Below are 17,616 nucleotides of genomic sequence, written 5' to 3'. Positions count from 1 at the left end.
TGAATGCTTTCTCGACAATCGCATCCTGGCAGGTCAGGGGCACCTTTTCAGTTCAACTTGACGGTTGGTCAACTTCCGTTGAATAGGCGAGGTCAACACCGGTGGCGTGCCGTTGAACGTCTTCGAGCTGCTCACCGCCACCTACGCGGGAGACCACGACCACGAACGTGAGTTCGGCACGGACTACAGCCTTCCCGAAGTCTGGCGGGACATCAAGAAGAATCTGTGCGGTCAGTACCCGGTGTTCGGCAGCCTCGAAAAGGGACCTGAGGACGGCCTCAGCAGCAGCGACTTCCTTCAGGCCGTCAGCCTGGTGCGCACCTGGGAGCGCAAGCGGGACGGCACCGCCGCAGCTGTCGCCTGTAAGCGACGCGACCTGTTGAATCTTCCGCTCGCGGACTTTCGCAGGGGAAAAACTCCGCCACTCGTTCAAGATCGAAGATTTGCCCGCAGCCCGAGGCCGGGTGAAGTCCGTACTGCCTGGCACGACTCTGCGGCAGGCCACCTACATCATGCGCGAGCGGAACTTCTCCCAACTGCCAGTACTGGAAGGGACCTCCACGCTCCACGGCGTCATCACCTGGCAGTCGGTAGCTGCGATGCACGCCAAAAATGCCGCACAGACCCTCGAGAACGCGACGATCAAAGAGGGTTATCCCGTCGCCGAGATCCACCTGGACCTCTTCCCTTATCTGCCGCTGGTGAGCCAGCACGGCTACCTGCTCGTCCGGGACAACGACGGCTCGCTCTGTGGTCTTGTGACCGCTGCGGACATGACCACGCACTACACCGCGCGGATGCGTCCCCTCTATCTCGTCGGCGAGATCGAGTACCGGCTGCGCAGGTGCCTCGGTCCGGTCTTCGACGGAGCGGCCGTCTCCGCGGTTCAGCACAAGAACAAGCAGACCGGGAAGATCACGGATCTGATGTTCGGCCAGTATCAGCAACTCCTGGGCAAGGCAGCGAACTGGCAGGCCCTCGGCTGGAACGGCGTCGACCACAAGAAGTTCCTGGACCAGCTCAACAGGGTGCGGGAAATCCGCAACGCGATCGCCCATTTCGACTCAACGCCGTTGACCGACCGCAACCTGGATGTGCTGATCAGCTTCGCGGCGCTGCTCAGGCAGTTGCAGCCCAACTGACGCCGGCCGTGACCCGGTTCCCGTCCCCAAATGGTTCGGGGCGGCCAGCAGCCACCCCGACCCCACTCACCCCAGCCCGAACTGCTCCCGCAGCAACCCTTGGTTCAGCCGCAGTGTCCGCCCGTCCGGCAGGGTTTCCAGCGCCTGGACGCCGTCGTAGTTCAGCAACTGCCGCAGCACTGCCGCGAAGCCGTCCGCCCGCATCGCACGCTCGCCGATGCGCTGGGCCAGAGCCGTCACCGGCAGAGTCCCGCCGGCTTCGAGCAACGCGTGCAGCGCCTTTTCGACCTTGACCAGGTCGGGTTTGCGGGCCAGCAGACCCACCTGCCCCTGGAAGGCCTCCGCGGCGAGCAGTCCGCTGACCAGAGCTTCCCGCGGCGGGACGACCTTGGCGATCAGCAGTGCGTCCCCGGCTGCGGAGCCCGCCGCGGGTTCCAGCGATACGTCGAAGAGCGACTCATGGCTCGCGTCGGTCCCGGCTGTGCCCTTGCGCTGCTTGGTGGGCCGTACGGGCTTCTTCGGTTCCGGAGCGGCGGTCGCAGCGGCCGGCCCGGCGGATACCGCCTCCAGCGCGCCGGAGGGGTGTCCCCACCAGGCCGGCTGTGGGTTGCCCAACTCCTGCCAGCCCTTGGGTGGTTCCGCCCCGAACGGCAGGAAGGCCAGCATCGGGATGGCGAACTCAGCGAGTGCCGCGCCGCCGTGGTAGCCGGCTTTCAGCGAGGTGTAGCGGGAGTCCGCGTCCCACAGCGCGACGATCTCCCCACCGGGTTCCGGTGCGAGGACACGTGGGCCACGAAGGGTGATCTCGGTATCGGCCAGCGGGCCGCCGGGGACCCGGTGCCGGGCCGAGAGCGCGGTGCCGGCCTCGACCTTGACGCCGTGCCGGTCGATGACATGTCCGTGGTCGCTGACCAGGATGACTGCCCGGCCCTGGGCTGCGGCGGTCCGCAGCAGGCCCTGTAGTCCAGCTACGTGCTCGATCCGCCAGGCGCCGTCGCCGGACTTCTGTTCCTTCGCGAGCCGGTCGTCGATGGTGTTGAGTACGACGGCCACCTGGGTCGCGCTGCTGTTCAGCGCCGAGTTCAGCTCGTTGCCGAAGGGGTCGCCGGCCCGTTCGCCGCGCAGGTCGTTCTTGTGGAAGACGGCGACATCGGCTCCGCCCCAGAAACGGTGGGCGGGGAAGAGTCGTTTCTCGTCGGCCTGAGCACCCGTCATCAGTTTGCCCGCGAACAGTGAAGCCCGGGACACCGCCGTGATGGTGGGCAGTGCGGCGGCGACCGCCCGCCGCAGCGGGGCTTCCCCGCCGGGGCGGGGAAGCGGGTCGTACTCGGCCCAGTGCTGCCGGATCTCCTCGCCGAGCTCCGCCGCGATCGCGGCGCTCATGCCGTCGAGGACCAGGAGCAGGACCCGCTGCCTGCCGGCCTTCACGACCGGGCCTACGACCCGGGCGAGGAAGGTCTCCACAGTCAGCATCGAGCCGGGGTCCGTGCCGTTGGACGTCCAGACCGCGAGGGTACGGGCGAACTGCCGGTCGATGGCCTTCCTGCGGGTGCGTGCCGCGGAACCCAGGCTGTCGTACGCGGACTTCAGCACGGGGTCGGGGTCGCCACCCGCCTCGATGTGCTCGAGTGCCAGGTCGACCCAGCCGGTCTCGTTGACGTGGCGGCTTATCCCGGCGGCCACCGTGTCCACCTCCACCGCCGGGTCGGTGGCGAGCCAGGCGGCGAGCCGCTGGGCCATGCGGGCGCGTTCGATCCGGGTCCGGGCGTCCGCCACGGGGGCGAGCCGGTGCCGGGTCAGGGACTTCACCGCCTGGGCGGTGGTCCGCGGGTCGCCGCTTGCGAGCGCGTGTCCGACGGCGGCAAAACGTGCCTCAAGTCCCGTGGCCAGCAAGGGACTTGCCTCAGCGGACCGCTGGGCGCCGAACTGCTGGACGAGTGCGGCCGCACGGTCCAGGACGGTCCCGGTCAGCCGTCGGGCGGTCGCCGCTTCCTCATCGAATCCGGAGTCGGACGCAGCGCGCCCGCTCAGCAGGAGGGCGGAGACGAACTCCTCGCAGGCCCGGCCGAAGGCCGCGACGAGCACGTCGAGTTCTTCGCCCCGGGCGGGTGGCTCGTCGCCGAACCAGCGTTCGGCGCGGCCGCGGGCGCGGTGGTTCCCGGCCTCCGCCTGGGTGTCGGCGTGGTTCCACAACGCCGCGCAGACCAGCCCGAACGCGACCGCGTCCGGGCCGTGTTCGGCACCGACCAGGGCGAGCAGCGCACGGCCGGTGAGCCCGGCCTGGTCCACCTCGCCGAGGAACCCGGCGAGTCCCGCGCGTTCGGGGGCTCGGAGTGCGCGGAAGCGGTCGGGTCCGCCGGGGACGAGGGACCAGCGCAGCAAGGCGTGCACGTCGAGACCGTCGCCGCCCGCTCTACGGACGTCGTGGGCCGGTCCGTCGGGGTTGAAACGGCCGATGCCGAGCCGCCGCATGGCGAGTGCGGACAGTGCTCCGCGGCGGGCCAGTATGCCGCCGGCCACCTTGGGCCAGCCGCCTGGCGGAGTCGCGTCGAGCAGTGCCTCGGCGGCCCAGTTCTGGGCGAACAGCCGGTTGTCCGCGCTGTTCGCACCGAAAGCCTGGCGTACGACGTCCCATGTGTCGACGGAGTTGACCCGCTGTTTGTGGACCTGCGCGAGCAGGTCGGGGCCGAGTTCGCCCTCTTCCCGGTCGGTCAGCACCACCAGAACGTCGGGGGTTGCCGCGCCTGCTTCCAGGTGGGCGAGGACCAGTTCGTACACGGCGAGAGGTGACGGTGCCGCCGCGACCTTCGCCCGCTGCCCGCCCCAGGCCAGCTCGGCGGGGCCGTCCCAGACGGGTTCGGCGCGCAGGAGTACGGTCCGGCGTTTTCCGGAGGCCAGTCCCTTCGCCGAGGCCAGGTACTGGGTGATCGTGGCGGTGTTGAGTCGCACCGCGCTGGTGCCGGTTGTTGTGCTCATTCCACGACCCGCCAGGTGATCTCGATGGTGGCGTCAGGCTCCCGGACAGCCAACTCGTCAAGTTGGGACCGTAGTTCGGCGACGGCCCGGCCCACCGTCGTCCGGCCGGCGCCGGACCGCCGGGCGGACCGTCCTGACGGTGTGCCGGGAACGGGCGGGTGACTGGTGTCGGTCGTCAGATCAACGGAACCGGGCCCCGGTACGGGATTCCCGTACGGCGTGGCCGCAGGAGCGACCGGACCGGCGGCCGGGTTCGCAACCGGAGGTGCCGCCGCGGCCGCCGCTGCGGCCTGGTTGCGCTCGATGACGGCGATGATGGCCCGCCTGGCCTCCTTGAGCGCTCCGGGCAGGTCGGTGGTGCGCTGGTCCACCTGGGCCGCACCGCGCAGTTCGGCGAGGACCGCGACGCCTTCGGGTCCGTTCCCTGGGGCGAGCCGCAGCATGTCCCACGCGGCGGTGGCGAGCGCCGAGGCGACCGTCCCGGCCTGTTTGACCGACGCGCCGTAGCGGCTGGGCGAGCCGTCCCCGAGGTCGAAGCCGGCGAAGGTCTCGATGGTCTTCCTGGCCGCGCCGGAGCCGCCGCCGCTTCCCCGGTCGCCCGCGACGAGTGCGTCGAGCAGCGCGAGGGACCGCCGGGCCAGCGCGAGCCTGCCCGAATCGTCGGTCTCGTCCAGGGCGAGGAGCTGCGCGTGCTTCTCCAGTTCCTTGAGGAGGTCGGCGGCGTGCGGCTGGTGGGTGCGGGCCGCGTCCACGATCTGCCGGGCGAACTGGCCGACGATCCGGCCGCGCCGCAGCGTCGGCGCCTTGACGCCGAAGATCTCCTCGTAGCGTTGCCCGGCGGTGAGCCACACGGAAGCGTCGGGCAGCGGCTGGGAGCGCAAAGCGTCCTGCGGCTTGACCGCCGCCGGATCGGTGGGCGCGGGGTCGAGCAGTGCCCCGGAGCGGACCCACACCCGGTCGTCGAGTTCCGCGAAGGTCGCGATCACCAGATTGGCGAGGAAGGTTTCCAGGCCCATCTTCTCCGGCAGGTCGGTCCACTCGGTGAGCCGGACGACGCTGAGGTCGCCGGTGGCTCCCCCGGTCTTCGCTTCGGCGCGGAAGTGGTCGAGCCAGCGGTTGGACAGCTCGAAGTAGGCCTCCTTCTGCTGCCCGAGGCCGAGCGGTCCGGCGATGCGGGTCATCAGCGGCCGGTCCTTGGCGGGGATCTCGACCCGCCGGTCACTGACCTCACTGGCGGCCCGGATGTGCCCGAAGACGACCCGCGCTTCGGCGGGCTTCACCGGGCTGCCACTGCGCTGCGCGTCGAATTCGGGGTGCGCGGGGTACTGGTGGGCGAGCAGCTTGCCCGCGATGTGGCGGACTGCGTCGCGCAGCGACTGGCCGATGGACGGCCGGAGTCCCGGTACGTCGGGCAGCGGCTCGAAGTGGTCGTCGAAGCCGGGTGCGACGTCGGTGGCCTTCTTGTCCGCCAGGCCGTACGCCTGTTTGAACGCGGTCTTCACCGCTTTTGTGAGGGCTGCGCGCTGACCTTCGAGGAGGCCCTTGGCCCGGGCCCTGTTGTCCGCGTTCAGGTGTACTGCGTAGATGGTGTCGAACCGGCGCTGGTCGGCGAGCGCGTAGTCGATGATGACCAGGCGCTGGAAGTCCAGGTACCGGGCGGCCGACAGCTGTGCGGGGATCCAGGCCAGGGTCTGGGACGGCTTGCCGGACAGCGCGCGCAGGTCGCGGACGCGGTTGGCCGCGTCGACCGGACCGTATTCGCTTTCGGTGTACGGCAGGTCGATGACAAAGCGCCAGTTGGATTCCAGGACGGGCGGGAAGTCGTGGTCGGCGAGGTCGTCGGAGTCGGCGATGCTGCCGAAGACGACTTCGGCGGCCCGGTTGGAGCCGCGCCAGACGAGTTTCAGTTCGTCCGCGCCCAGCTGGCCGTTCGCTTCGATGCCGAGCTCTTCGGTGAGCAGTCGTCTGGCCAGGGCCCGCCGGGTGCCGGGATTGTTGTTGACGTTCGCGTTGGCGATGACGGAGTCGACGTCGACGCCGGCCAGTTCGAGGCGGACGCCCGGGTTGGTCTGGGTGCCGGTCTCCTTGATCTCCGCGAACCTGGCGGCCCACTCGGAGACCTTCGACTTGATGACGCCGACTTCGGCGCCCGGGATGGGCGATACGACCGAGCCGTGGTTGAGGGCACCGAGCCGACGGATCGTCAGATCGCGCAGGGCGGGGACGCTGGGCGCGAGTGCGGACAACAGCAGCGTGTTGATCAGCCGGTTGTCACCGGTGAAGCCGCGGAGCCGCTGGAGCAGTTGCTGGTCGCCGCCGGCGTCGGGGTGGTTCCGGAAGCGTTCGACGTCCTCTTCGGTGATCTCGTAGACGCTCAGCAGGTAGGGGCGGAGTTTGGTGCGGTAGAGCTTGTCCGCGGCCTGGAATTCGACTTTGAGGCTGTCCACGAACGGCTTGTCGCCGCCGTCGGCGATGACCGGGTAAAGGTCGCCGAGGGGGATGAGCTGCTCAAGGCGGGCATCGTCCCGGTGCTCGGCGAGGAGCTGGCCCATGAGTTTGAGGCCGGTACGGGAGCGCTGCAGCGCGGAGGAGATGTGGACGAGGGTGTCCATGAAGGCGGGCGTGAACGGGTACGTGAGCCGGAACGACTCCTCGTCCGCGCCGGTGGTGCCCTCGTCCGCGCCGAGGAGGACGTCCCACACCTGCGGGCCGACCCGCTTGGCTTTGGCGAACGCCGCGTCGAGTTTGGCCTTGGCTGCGTCGTCCTTCGGCTTGAGCAGCCGGGCGTGGGCGATCTGCGGGAGGTTGCGGTCCTCAAGCGTGATCTTGTCGAAGCGCCCTGAGGCCAGGTTCAGCGTGTCCTGGATCGCGGATTCGGCAGCGCCGGAGACTTCTTCGCCGACGAGCTCGCGCAGGTCGCGCTGCCGGGCGATGAACGACACGACGGGGATGGCCCGGCGGGCGTCGGCGCCCTCCACGAAGTTGGTGATCTTGCTGGCTTCGCGGGCGACGAACTTCTGGTCGTGGATGAGGTTGGCGAGCCAGAGGATCAGCTCGTCCATGAAAAGGATCAGGCCGTCGTAGCCGAGTGACTTGGCATGTGCGGCGATGACGCTGAGGCCGGCGTCGAGGGAGATGAAACCGTACTCGTCCTCTTTGGCGTTCTGTGCGAAGCCGGGGAACCAGCCGTTGATCGCGTCGTTGACGAGTTTGGCGCGCAGTTCGGGCGGGGTGGTCGGGTTGACCAGGTCGAGTTTCTTCTCGCTGCCGTCCAACTGCCCGGCGTTGAGGGCGGTTTCGAGGTGCCCGGGAGTCCAGGTGAACCCGTCGCCCCATTCGTCGTCCTCATCATCGCCGGCATCACTGCCGCCGAGTCCGCTGATGAACGTCCCGTCGCCGACCTTGTCCCGCAGCCGGCGGATGTCCTCGAAGAGGGAGTCCGTCCGGTAGACCTGCGGGGTGGGCGCGGTCGGGTGGAGTGCTCTGACGTGCGCGACGTAGCCGCCGAGGATCTTCTGCTCCAGGGATTTGGCCCCGAGCATGTGGTAGGGCACGAGCAGGAAGCGCTTCCGCTCGACGCTCAGCCATTCGTGCTTGGCGAGTACCGGGTCGAATTCCGTACGGGCCTTCGCGGCCGGGTCGTCCCGCAGAAGGGCGTGCAGGACTGCCATGAAGTGTGACTTACCGGAACCGAACGACCCGTGCAGGTAGGCCGCTTTGGAGGTGTGCCCGTCCAGGGAGGCTTTGATCAGCCCGAAAGCTTCGTCGAAGTTGTCCAGCAGCCGCTCGGTGACGACGTAGTCCCTGAGCGCGTTAGCCGCGCCTTCCGCGGTGACCGCTTCGGAGAGTTTCAGGACGAAGTCGGAGGTGGAGATGGACGTTTTGATGTCGATGACATCGCGCAGCAGCGGCGGCTGTGCGGTGGTCGGTGCCATGTGTCTGGTTACTTCCATTCCGTCTTCGTCATCGTACGGAGAGCCCTAAGCCGGTGATCACTGTTCGCGGGCCGCCTGTGGCCGTGCGACCGAATTACCGATACTGCGGTCTTCGTCAGTCGCCTCGCCAACGTATTGGTCGGCGGTGAGATCCTGCTCGATCCGAAAGCATTCGAGGTGGACAGCAGGGGCACCACGGGACCCTGCCGCGAAGTCCTCCCGCGAGACGAACCGCTTGCGCTCCATGTCGACCAAGATATTCGGTCCGTTCCGCCGTGTGCCACTGCGTGCGGCACGGATCCCAGCACAGTTGTCCGCACACTCACATCCACAACTTGTGGATGTGAGAATTTGGGCGCAGCTCGTCTGACGTATGCCGGGCCGGATCCCGATCAGGTCTGCGGTTCAGGCCGCAGGGCTGCTCCGATGTCCGGTGATCTGGGAGACGCGCTGGTGGGACACACCCAAGAGAGCCGCGGTGTCGCGGACAGAAGTGCCGGCGGCGACCAGGTCACGGGCGGCGGCCTCGACTGCGCGGGTGGCCTGGGCGGCGAGATCCTCGGCGCGGGCGCGGAGAGACCGCACGTTCGCGGTGCGTTCGTCGGTGGCCAGGTCTCCGGTGTGGTACTCGTAGGCGACTGTGACGGTGTCGAGTGCGTCGTCCGGCAGGTCGAGTGCCAGAACGAGGACTTCGCGGACGTACCTGTCCAGGGTGTGCAGGTTGCGGGCGTAAGTGTGCGCTCCGGGCACGTCGGGCGCAGTAGCCAGCCAGTTGCCCTTTTCGTCGCGGGTAACCACTACCCGGTGGGCTCGGACGGTGGCGGCGGGAGTGGTCATCGTGTCATCCATCCTGTTCCGAAGGCGGGTTCGAGGTCTTTCTCGATCGCGCGCAAGGTTCCGGCGGGGCCGTCGCCGGGGTGCTGGGCGACGGTGGTGAACGCGGTGCGCTCGATGCCGTCCGGGTCGGTGTAGACCGCCTTGAAGCGGCGGTGCGACCCGACCTGGCGGGTTTGTTCGCCGCCGAGCCTGACGATTTTTGTGTTGACTTCCCGTGCCCTCATAACGATAAGTCTACCTACTAGACATGTCAATCGTCTAGCAGGTAGACAGTCATCGGCGCCGATCAGCTCTTGGCTTTACGGCCGCCGCGCCCACGGGTGGCCGCAGCCGGGCGCCAGGCGCGGAGGTCGTCGTCGGTCAGGCCGTGCTCGCCCTGGATCTGGGTGCGGTAGCCGGCGAAGAAGTCCGCCGGGGACATGCCGTAGATCCCGTCGAACTCACCGTGCCACTGGCAGAGCCACGGCTGGAGTTCGAGCAGACCCGCGAGCAGCGGGGTCAGCTCTTCGGCCGTCGTCACCTGGTTGGTGAAGTAGGTCGTCAGCGCCTGCGCCTGCTCCCGGTGGTCCCAGCCGGCCCAGCCGTAGAGGTCCGGGGTGCCGGAGAGGGCGGTCGAGTAGGAGACGAAGCGTTCTTTGGGGACGTCGAGCTTGCCGCGGGCCTTCCAATAGGAGGCTTTGAGGAAGTCGGTCGAGGTGTACTTCGGCGGTACGGGGATGGCGTCCCGGATCTTCCGCTTGGCGGGCTCGTCCGGCGCTGCGTCCTCCGCGCGCTGGAGGTCCCAGACGTGCTCCCAGCTCTCGCGCTTTTTGAGGCCCGCGGGCTTGTAGCGGAGGGTGGGGAGGAAGGGCACGTGCTCATCCGCGAGGAGCGCGGTGACGACGTCGGCGAGATCCTTGCGGGGCGCGTAGATCGCGGCGACCGAGACGAACTCCTCGTCGCGGGAGAGCGCGTCGGTGAGCTGAGCCTTAGTCAGGAACGTGGGCTGCTCATCCTGGAACCAGTGGTCACGGGCTTCGACGCGGTCGAGAAGCCACCCACGGAGGGCCTTGTCCTGGAGGGAGTCCCAGCCTTCGGTGGCCCAGCGTCGCTTGTACTCCGGGCGCTCGATCATGCCGATGGCCCGGGAGGACTCGATGAGGTCGATGCGCTTCTGGACGACGGTCTTGTAGGTGTCGGGCCAGTGCGTGGGGATTTCGGTGATGGGGGTGGAGTTGTGCCGCTTGAACCACTCACCGGAGGCTTCGCCGGCGGCGACGCGGCGGGCGAGGATGATCTCGAAGGCCCGCTCGCCGAGGGCGAGTTCGGGGACGTCGGCTTCTGGGGCGCGGAGGTCTTCGGTGTGGAGGTTGTAGAGGGAGTAGACCTGCCAGTCGAGTTCTTCTTGGAGGGCGATCATCTGGCCATGGGTGGAGTCCCAGATGGTCTTGGCCTCGCGAAGGGAGGCTGCGGTGGGAGCGGCTGCGTCGGCAGCGGTCAACGCAGAAGGACTGGTAGCGGTGATCGCCTGAGCAAGAGTGTCGAGAACCGTTCCGAGCTCGGTGGGGTACGCGGCCGGAAGGGGGAACTGCTGAAGCTTGGTCCCGGTGAACTCGTAGAACTGCTCCCAGAGTTCAGTCTTAATGCCCGACTGATGACCTTCGGTGCCCTTACTGTGGCTCACCATCTTGAGCCAGAAGCAAGCAGTGGAGCTGTTGAGCAGCCCGAGCAGCCGAAGGTGCTCCTCCTCGCTCGCACCCTCCTGCAGCTTAATTACCGGCGCGTGGCGATTGAAAAATTTCCCTCCCCGATCCAAAACGAAATGATTATGCGTTGCCACGAAAGCAAATGAAATACTCAAAGGGGTTCGAAGTTTACTCACAGTCAAGCGTCCATATTCACTCCACTTAAGGCCAGTTTGAATTTTCGTCTTCCCGCCAAACATGACACTTCGAGAGACGTCAGTTCGAGCAGGCCACATGTATCGATAGAGATCAAAATCAGATTCAACATCCACTGAGCCAAATCTCGCATCATATGGAAATGCAACCACCTCCATCTCCCCTTCAGCCCAGTCACGAAGAACGTCACCGGTAACCATAAAGCGAGTATAGTCTCGCGAAAGCCTATTTCGCCGAGCACTAACTTCCGGCAAAATATACAAATCGTCACTGAGTGTAAATCCAACAATTCCAATAGATTCCGCAATTTTCCCAACCAAATTGGACGAGCCAGAATCAATTTTCCGCACCATCTCCAAGCCGCCATCAGTCAACATCCACGGCTGCCTACCGAAGTGGCGCTCCCGCTCGAGGTCGCCAACAGAAACCCACTGACTCACAGATCCCGGCATGTCAATCTGGTCAACAATCGCGTTCCAGACCAACCCATCCTCACCACGCTCCGGAGCGCTCGGCTCGCCCTGAACACTACGTACCGTACGAATCGTCTCCCCACGTTCGGTGCCCGCTCGCCGCTTGCCGACCAGGATGACCGTCGGCGTTCCGTGCCCTGGGATATATGCACCCGAAGTGTCAATAACCTCTGTCAGTTCAACCTTGTGCGCAAAGTACTGCTCAATCAATTTTGCCCCGAACTCTCGTTTCATAAAGGAGTTCGCGGTAATCTGTCCGACGTAACCGAATCCTCGGCCATTAACATCGCCGGACTTCGCCAGCTGGAAAAACCGCTCCGCGAACGGAACTGACAGCGCATATTTCCCAGAGCAGGACTTGTAAAGATCCCGATACAGTACGTTGAGATTCTTATCCTTCACCGTAATATAAGGCGGATTGCCCACCACCACGTGATACTGCCCCTCCTCCAAAATCCCCTCATACTCCGCCTCATGCAGATCCTCCGTCGCATAAGCAAACGAAGCCAGCTCGTCAACCGCCCCCGCCTCATCCTCATCATCGAACGTCAGCGCGATCTCCAGCTGCCGTGCCTTGATCAGCGAGTCCCCCACCGCCAGCTGAATCGGCCACTCGTACTTCGCCGCCTCCTCCAGCGTCCGCACCCCGGCCGCCGCCATCGCCGCCGTCAGCAACCGGAACCGCGCAATAGCAATAGCGAAGGGGTTGATGTCCACCCCGTGCACCGACTCCAGCGCCGCCCGCACCCGCTCGTGCGCATCGCGGTGCGGCTGCTTCTCCGCCCACAGCTTCACCAGCCGGTTGAACGCGCCCAGCACAAAGTGCCCCGACCCGCACGTCGGGTCGATCATCTTCAGGCCCTCGTAGCCGAACTCCCGGACCGCCGGGTCCATTGCCCGGTCGAGGATGAACTCCTCCACGAACTCCGGTGTCTGTAGCAGCGCGTAGGTCTTCCGGGCCGCTTCTGACAGGTCCTGGTACAGGTCTCCCAGGAACCGGGTGTCCCACCCTGCCGTCCCCGCCTCGTTCAGCTCGTCCGTGAAGTCGTGGACGAGCACTCCCCCATCGCTCGCCCGCCAGAACTCGATCAGGCCCCGCGCGCCGTCGTGCGAGATCGGGATCTGGAACAGCGGGTTGTGCTTCTTGTCGAACAAGAGCTTCCCGGCCTGGCCGGCGCCCAGTTCCTCGAACGCCCGCAGCAACCAGCCGCGGTAGGTCGGGTCCTCGTCCTCGTCCACGTACGCGGCGTACCGCTCCTGCGCCAAGTCCCGGCGCTCGACCGAAGCGCCGGTCAGGTACGGCTCAGGGATCAGCCGGTTGTCCTCGGTGAACCGCACGAAGACCGTGCCGAGCACCCAGGCCACCGCGACCTGGGTGACGCGCTCGTCCAGCCAGGAGTTCCAGGTCGCTGCCGTGCGGCCCAGCTCCCGGGCCCGGACGTACTCCGCGCGCAACCGCACCCGTACGGCGTCAACGTCTTTGACCTGCTTGCCCAGGTCGGTCTCGACCACCTTGACCTGCTTGATCAGGTCAGCCAGCAGTGTTTTGCGGTCGATCACTTGATGTCTCCCAGGTGAGCAGTCGGCTGGCTGTCGGCGCGGTGGGCGTTGCGCACCCACGAGTCCGGCAGTTCAATCCATTCGCCGAACCCCGCCTGATAGGGCACAGCGGTTGTTCCGAGCCGGGGATCGCGCCCCGGATCGCCCTGCGGGCACAGCAGCCACAGCGCGCGACCGCCCTGTCTGGCCAGTTCGGCCAGGCGGGCCAGTACGCCCATCGCGTCGTAGCGGGCGAACACCCCGGCGTCGACCAGGAGCACCGGGCCAGTGCCCGCCGCCAGGGTTTCAGTGAGCCGGGGCTCCACCGCACCCCATGCGGTCGTCGTGTACTCGCCGAACTTCGTCGCCGCTTTGGAACCCGGCTCCGCGATCTCGGCTTTGAGGACGGTCTCCCACGTCGGCTTGGGCCTTGGATCGACCTGGGCGTGCATGGCGTCCAGGAACAGTCCCGTCACGGAAACCACTTCAGCCCCGAAACGACCGCCGTCGCCGGTCAGTTCCCGCACGGCGTTGCGGGTGAGGGCTGTCCGTACGGTCAGCGCGCGGAACCCGTCCCGGTGGGCCGAAGCCGACAACCGGTCTTCGGTCCGCACCGCCCCCGCGAGCTCGGGGTCGTCGGAGTAGGGGGTGGCCCGCATCGTCCGGGTGCGCTGCCGGCCCGCGTCCGAGGACAGGTAGCTGGAGTCGCCATCGGTGCGTTTGGCCAGGTAGCGTTGGGTCCGGGTGCCCTCCCGGGTGCCGAGCACGAGGTCGAAGCCGGCCTCCTGCAGGGCCTTGGTGAGCGGGCCGCCCTCCGGCAGGGTGTGGCCGCCCCTGGGGTCGAGGATCTCCGGGAAGCGGTCCGTGACCCGCTGGTGGATCTCGGCGGCCGTCAAGCCCGGCTGACGGGGGTCGGGCAGTCCGGGGATCACCCGGACCAGACCTGCCTGGGTGAGCCGCAGGGCCCGCACCAACGGCAGGTCGCGCGGGTAGATCTCCAGTCTTGGTGTCGCGGCGGCGTTGCGGGAGGCCGCGGCCGCCACCGCGACCATCCGCCGCTCGTCCCACTCCACAACACCGCTGGGCGCGGTGATCACGCCCAGTTCACTCAGGACGGTCGCCGACGTCGGCAGGGTCCCGAGCTTCGCCAGCCGGTCGGCGGCCCGGCCCAGCCGCTGCGCGTAGTCGAGCAGACCGGGCGCTGACGGAGTGTCAGGATTGTCGTCGTCACCGACCTCCAGGGCCAGCAGCCCCGCGCCCAGGGCCTGGTCGGCCGCGTCCCGGTTCGGGGTGTGCCGGAATTCGCTCTTCTCCGGTTCCAGCTGCTCGACTTCGAGCACGGCGCGCACAGCTGCGATGCCCAGGGCCCGGCGCTTGCCCATGCCCTGTAGCCGGGTCCCACGCCGGACGGCCAGTGCGTCGGCGATCTCCGCCGCCGCGGCGACCCGGCCGTGGGTGCGCAGCAGTTCGAGGATCTCGGTGCGCAGCGCCTTGACCGCCGGGTGCTTCTTCCAGCGCAGCCGCTGGGCCTTCAGCATCTGCGGGATACGGCCGGCCGACAGGCCGAGTTCGTCGGAGACGTCCTTCTGCTTCGGCCAGACGCGGATGCCCGGCAGTTCGCCCTGCTCGTCGGGCAGACGCAGGAGCAGGCGCACCATCTCGACTTCGTTGCGGTTGACGCCGTCCTTCTTCAGCTCGGGCACGAAGACGGTCGCGAGGGTGTCGAGGCTGATCGAGCGCAGTGCCGCCGCTTTGAGCCCGTCGGCTTCGCCCGCGCCGACGACCACGTCGACGAGTGCCTTCTCCGTCGCGGAGAGTTCCTCCTTGGCTGCCCGGCGGCCTTCCGGGGTGAGCGGGGTGGCGGGTTCCGCGGTGAGCTTCTGGCGCCACTGCTTGATGCGGCCCAGAACCTCGTTACGGGTCTTGGCGCCCAGGCCCGGTGCGTTGACGAGCTGCCGCTGGCTGAATTCGATCAGTTGGCCGACGGTGTTGGTGCCGAGCCCGTAGACGAACGACAGTGCGGCCGGGCTGAGGCCCGAGGTCTCGATCGAGGTGTCCCGTACGGCGTCCTTCGCGGCCCGGTCGCGCTTCTCTTCGGCGGACTCCGGCTCGGCCTGGTCGAGTTCGACGACCGCCGGTTCGTCCAGCGCGTCAGGGTGCCTGCTGTGCCGGCTCCGACGCGACGAAGGCGCCGCCGTGTCCATCGCCAGGAAGATCTTCTTCCAGTCTCTCCGCATCGGGCGCAGCTCGGGGAAGCGCTGCGCCGCGTCCCGGTGCAGGGCCTTGCGGAAGAACGCGACCAGCCCTTCCCGTACGGCCGGATCGAACGCTTCGGCGGCGATCGTCGGGAACGGTTGTTCCCTGGCGTCGGTCTGCCGGCCCGACACCTTGCCGTCACCCCACACCGGGAGTTCACCGGACGCCATTTCGTGCAGGGTCGCGGCGACCGCGTAGCGTTCGGCGTACGCGTCGTACACCGACCGGGTCAGTGTGCCGATGAACGGGTCGAGGTAGCCGTCCGTGCCCGCGTGGACCTCTTTGGCCGGGTAGCCGGCCAGGGAGAAGTCGATGAGCACCAGTTCGCGGGTGCGGTTGGGGCGGATGCGGATGGCGATGTTGTCCGGTTTGATGTCGCGGTGCCACACGCCCTCGCCTTCGAGGAAGTGCATCGCCTCGAACAGGTAGTCTCCGTACGCCTCGAGCTCGTCGACGGTGAGGCGGCCCTGCTCGCGGAGCTGCCGGGCGACGGTCTCCTCGCGGCGCCGGGTCTTCTTCCCGCCGTCGGACCTGCTGTCGCGTTCGTCGCCGACGTACTCCATCACCAGGACCGTGCGGCCGTTGATGTGCTGTGGCTCGGGCTCGATCAGCCGGATGACCCCGGAGTGGGCCCGGAGCCGGCCCATCACCCCGGCCTCGTGGACCAGCACCTCCCCCCGGCTGTCGGACAGTGCGACCTTCAGCACGGCCAGGGGCTTGGCCTTCTTGGAGTCCGGATCGGCGGTGAGGTCGCGGACGAGGAACGCCCGGCTGGTGGAGCCGGTGCCCAGGCGGCGTCTGACCTCCCAGCGGCCGGCGAGGACGTCACCGGCGACCGCTTCGAGGGGGTCCTTCTCCGGTTCGTCGGCGCGGCCGGCTGACGCGTCGTCAGCACTGGGTGCGGTGAGCCCGTCCTCGACGATCTCCAGCATCTCGAGGAACTCGTCCACGGTGGCCAGGCGCTGCTGGGGTTTGTAGGCGGTCGCGGCCTGGACGAGGTCGTCGATGTCCGTGGACAGTCCGTCCACCAGTGCGCTCGGCCGCAGTCCGTCGCCCGCTTCCAGGCGGGCCGCGAGCTCGGCCTGACCGGCACCCGGGGGCTTGCCGGTCGCCAGGAGGTAGGTGAGCACGCCGAGCCCGTAGACGTCGAGCGCGATCGGGTCGGCGCTGCGGGCGGTCAGTTCGGGTGCGAGGTAGGCGTCGGCGCCGTCCGCGAGGTGCGCCCCGACGTGCGTCAGCGTAGTGGGCGCGAAACGCTCTGCGGCGTGCTGCCCGGAGTCGCGCTGGACGGCGACCTGCCAGTCGGAGATCTGCAGGTGCGGGTTGAGCCAGCCGGCTTCCTCGCCCTCCGCTGCCGCCGCCGCCCCGGTCCGCCGACGCGGGATGACGTGGACGGCGTGGGCGGCGAGCGTGCGGTGGTAGATGCGGCCACTGTGTGCGCTGCGGACGGTCTCGGCGAGCTGCCGGACCAGCGACATGCGGGTGAGGATGTCGAGCTTCGCGCCGTACTGGACGAGGTAGTCGTCCAGGCGCAGGGTGCGCAGGTCGTAGTCGAAGATCAGCGAAGGCCCGGACGGGTGCCCCGATGCGTCGTACTGCTTCAGCTGCACGACACCCGGGTGGCGGAACCGGCGCAACACGGCCGCCTCCCGGCGGGCCGCGCGCTCGACGGAGGCCCCCAGGCCGGCGTCGGCACCACGTTCCCGCAGGTAGACACGGATACGGACGGCTTCCTGCAGTTCGTCGTGGGTGCCCAGGAAATCCGCCCAGGTCGGGCCGGAGTCGAAGGACTTCTTCGCCAGGTTGTACGGGCCGACCTTGTACTGTGCCCTGCTGCCCGCGATGCCGATGGCCCCGAGTGCCTTGGCGACGGTGTGGGACGTGGCACCGTCGATCCGCCACCGCTCCTCGCGCGGGGGCTCCGTCAGCATCTTCACCAGGCCGTCGACGAAGTAGACGCCGTTCTGGTCGTTGGGTGCCAACCGCTGCTTCTGCAATACGGAATCGGTGAAGCACACAGCCTCGTGCACCCACACGCCCCGGCCGTTCTGTTTGAGCAGCCCGGACAGTTCCTTGGCCTTCTTGTTGGCGAGGTGCAGGGGGTTGCCGTGGGACAGCTGCCGCCCGCTGGGCTGGGTCTGGAGCCAGGTGCCGTTGCGGGACTCGACGGAGCCGTGCCAGTCCTTCAACTCGATCAGGTAGACGCCGTTCGGGGCGATGACCAGGAGGTCGACCTCCCGGACGTGGCCGCTGTTGGCGGTGAAGGTGAAGTTCGACCAGGCCCGCCACGGTCCGTCGTCCGGCAGTCTCTTGCGGATGGCTTCCAGGCCGCGGTGTTCGTGGTCGAACTCCGAGTCGGTGACCGCTGTCCACCGGCCATCCCGCATACGTCTTACCCGTTTCGTGTCGACTCTGTTGATCGCCGCTGGTCAACAGCCAGATATCCAGCTCAGATCGTATCCGGTCCGGGTGACACGTGCTGGGGGTGCGGAGGAACCGGTGCGGAGGAACCGGTACGGCGGCTGAGGTGCTCGCGGTGGCGGGTTTCGGCCCTGATGTCATGACACGGGCTGAAGGT

9 protein-coding genes are annotated in these 17,616 nt (G+C 67.7%); 1 reads left to right on the top strand and 8 read right to left on the bottom strand.

What is annotated here, in order from left to right; translation table 11 throughout:
* Window positions 1-52: 52 nt before the first annotated feature.
* On the bottom strand, window positions 53-433 hold the full coding sequence (locus tag AC0Z36_RS15865) for a hypothetical protein (protein WP_485463524.1): 381 nt from the start codon (window positions 431-433) through the stop codon (window positions 53-55).
* Window positions 434-443: 10 nt separating this feature from the next.
* Between AC0Z36_RS15865 and AC0Z36_RS15860 the strand changes: the two genes are divergently transcribed.
* Window positions 444-1,142, top strand: a complete 699-nt coding sequence (locus tag AC0Z36_RS15860; protein WP_485463523.1) for a CBS domain-containing protein — start codon at window positions 444-446, stop codon at window positions 1,140-1,142.
* A 66-nt stretch (window positions 1,143-1,208) separates the two neighbouring features.
* Here the strand turns inward: AC0Z36_RS15860 and pglZ are convergent, their stop codons facing one another.
* The 7 genes from pglZ to pglW form a co-directional block, all read right to left on the bottom strand.
* Window positions 1,209-4,118 carry a BREX-2 system phosphatase PglZ gene (pglZ, locus tag AC0Z36_RS15855; protein ID WP_485463522.1) on the bottom strand — a complete coding sequence of 970 codons (2,910 nt, stop codon included), beginning with the start codon at window positions 4,116-4,118 and terminating at the stop codon, window positions 1,209-1,211.
* Window positions 4,115-8,053: a BREX-2 system ATPase PglY gene (pglY, locus tag AC0Z36_RS15850; protein ID WP_485463521.1), complete on the bottom strand. Its 3,939-nt coding sequence runs from the start codon at window positions 8,051-8,053 to the stop codon at window positions 4,115-4,117. Before pglY ends, pglZ begins: the two co-directional genes overlap by 4 nt.
* Before the next feature lie 57 nt (window positions 8,054-8,110).
* On the bottom strand, window positions 8,111-8,299 hold the full coding sequence (locus AC0Z36_RS15845; protein ID WP_485463520.1) for a hypothetical protein: 189 nt from the start codon (window positions 8,297-8,299) through the stop codon (window positions 8,111-8,113).
* A 159-nt stretch (window positions 8,300-8,458) separates the two neighbouring features.
* Entirely contained in the window at window positions 8,459-8,890 is a 432-nt protein-coding gene (locus AC0Z36_RS15840) for a type II toxin-antitoxin system HicB family antitoxin (RefSeq protein WP_485463519.1), read from the bottom strand.
* Window positions 8,887-9,114 carry a type II toxin-antitoxin system HicA family toxin gene (locus tag AC0Z36_RS15835; protein WP_485463518.1) on the bottom strand — a complete coding sequence of 76 codons (228 nt, stop codon included), beginning with the start codon at window positions 9,112-9,114 and terminating at the stop codon, window positions 8,887-8,889. Before AC0Z36_RS15835 ends, AC0Z36_RS15840 begins: the two co-directional genes overlap by 4 nt.
* Window positions 9,115-9,176: 62 nt before the next feature.
* On the bottom strand, window positions 9,177-12,803 hold the full coding sequence (gene pglX / locus AC0Z36_RS15830; protein WP_485463517.1) for a BREX-2 system adenine-specific DNA-methyltransferase PglX: 3,627 nt from the start codon (window positions 12,801-12,803) through the stop codon (window positions 9,177-9,179).
* Window positions 12,800-17,425, bottom strand: a complete 4,626-nt coding sequence (pglW, locus tag AC0Z36_RS15825; RefSeq protein ID WP_485463516.1) for a BREX system serine/threonine kinase PglW — start codon at window positions 17,423-17,425, stop codon at window positions 12,800-12,802. Before pglW ends, pglX begins: the two co-directional genes overlap by 4 nt.
* Window positions 17,426-17,616: the final 191 nt, after the last annotated feature.

The sequence above is a fragment of the Kitasatospora sp. UYEF31 genome (assembly GCF_057291755.1).
This window is presented reverse-complemented; position numbering and strand designations above follow the sequence as displayed.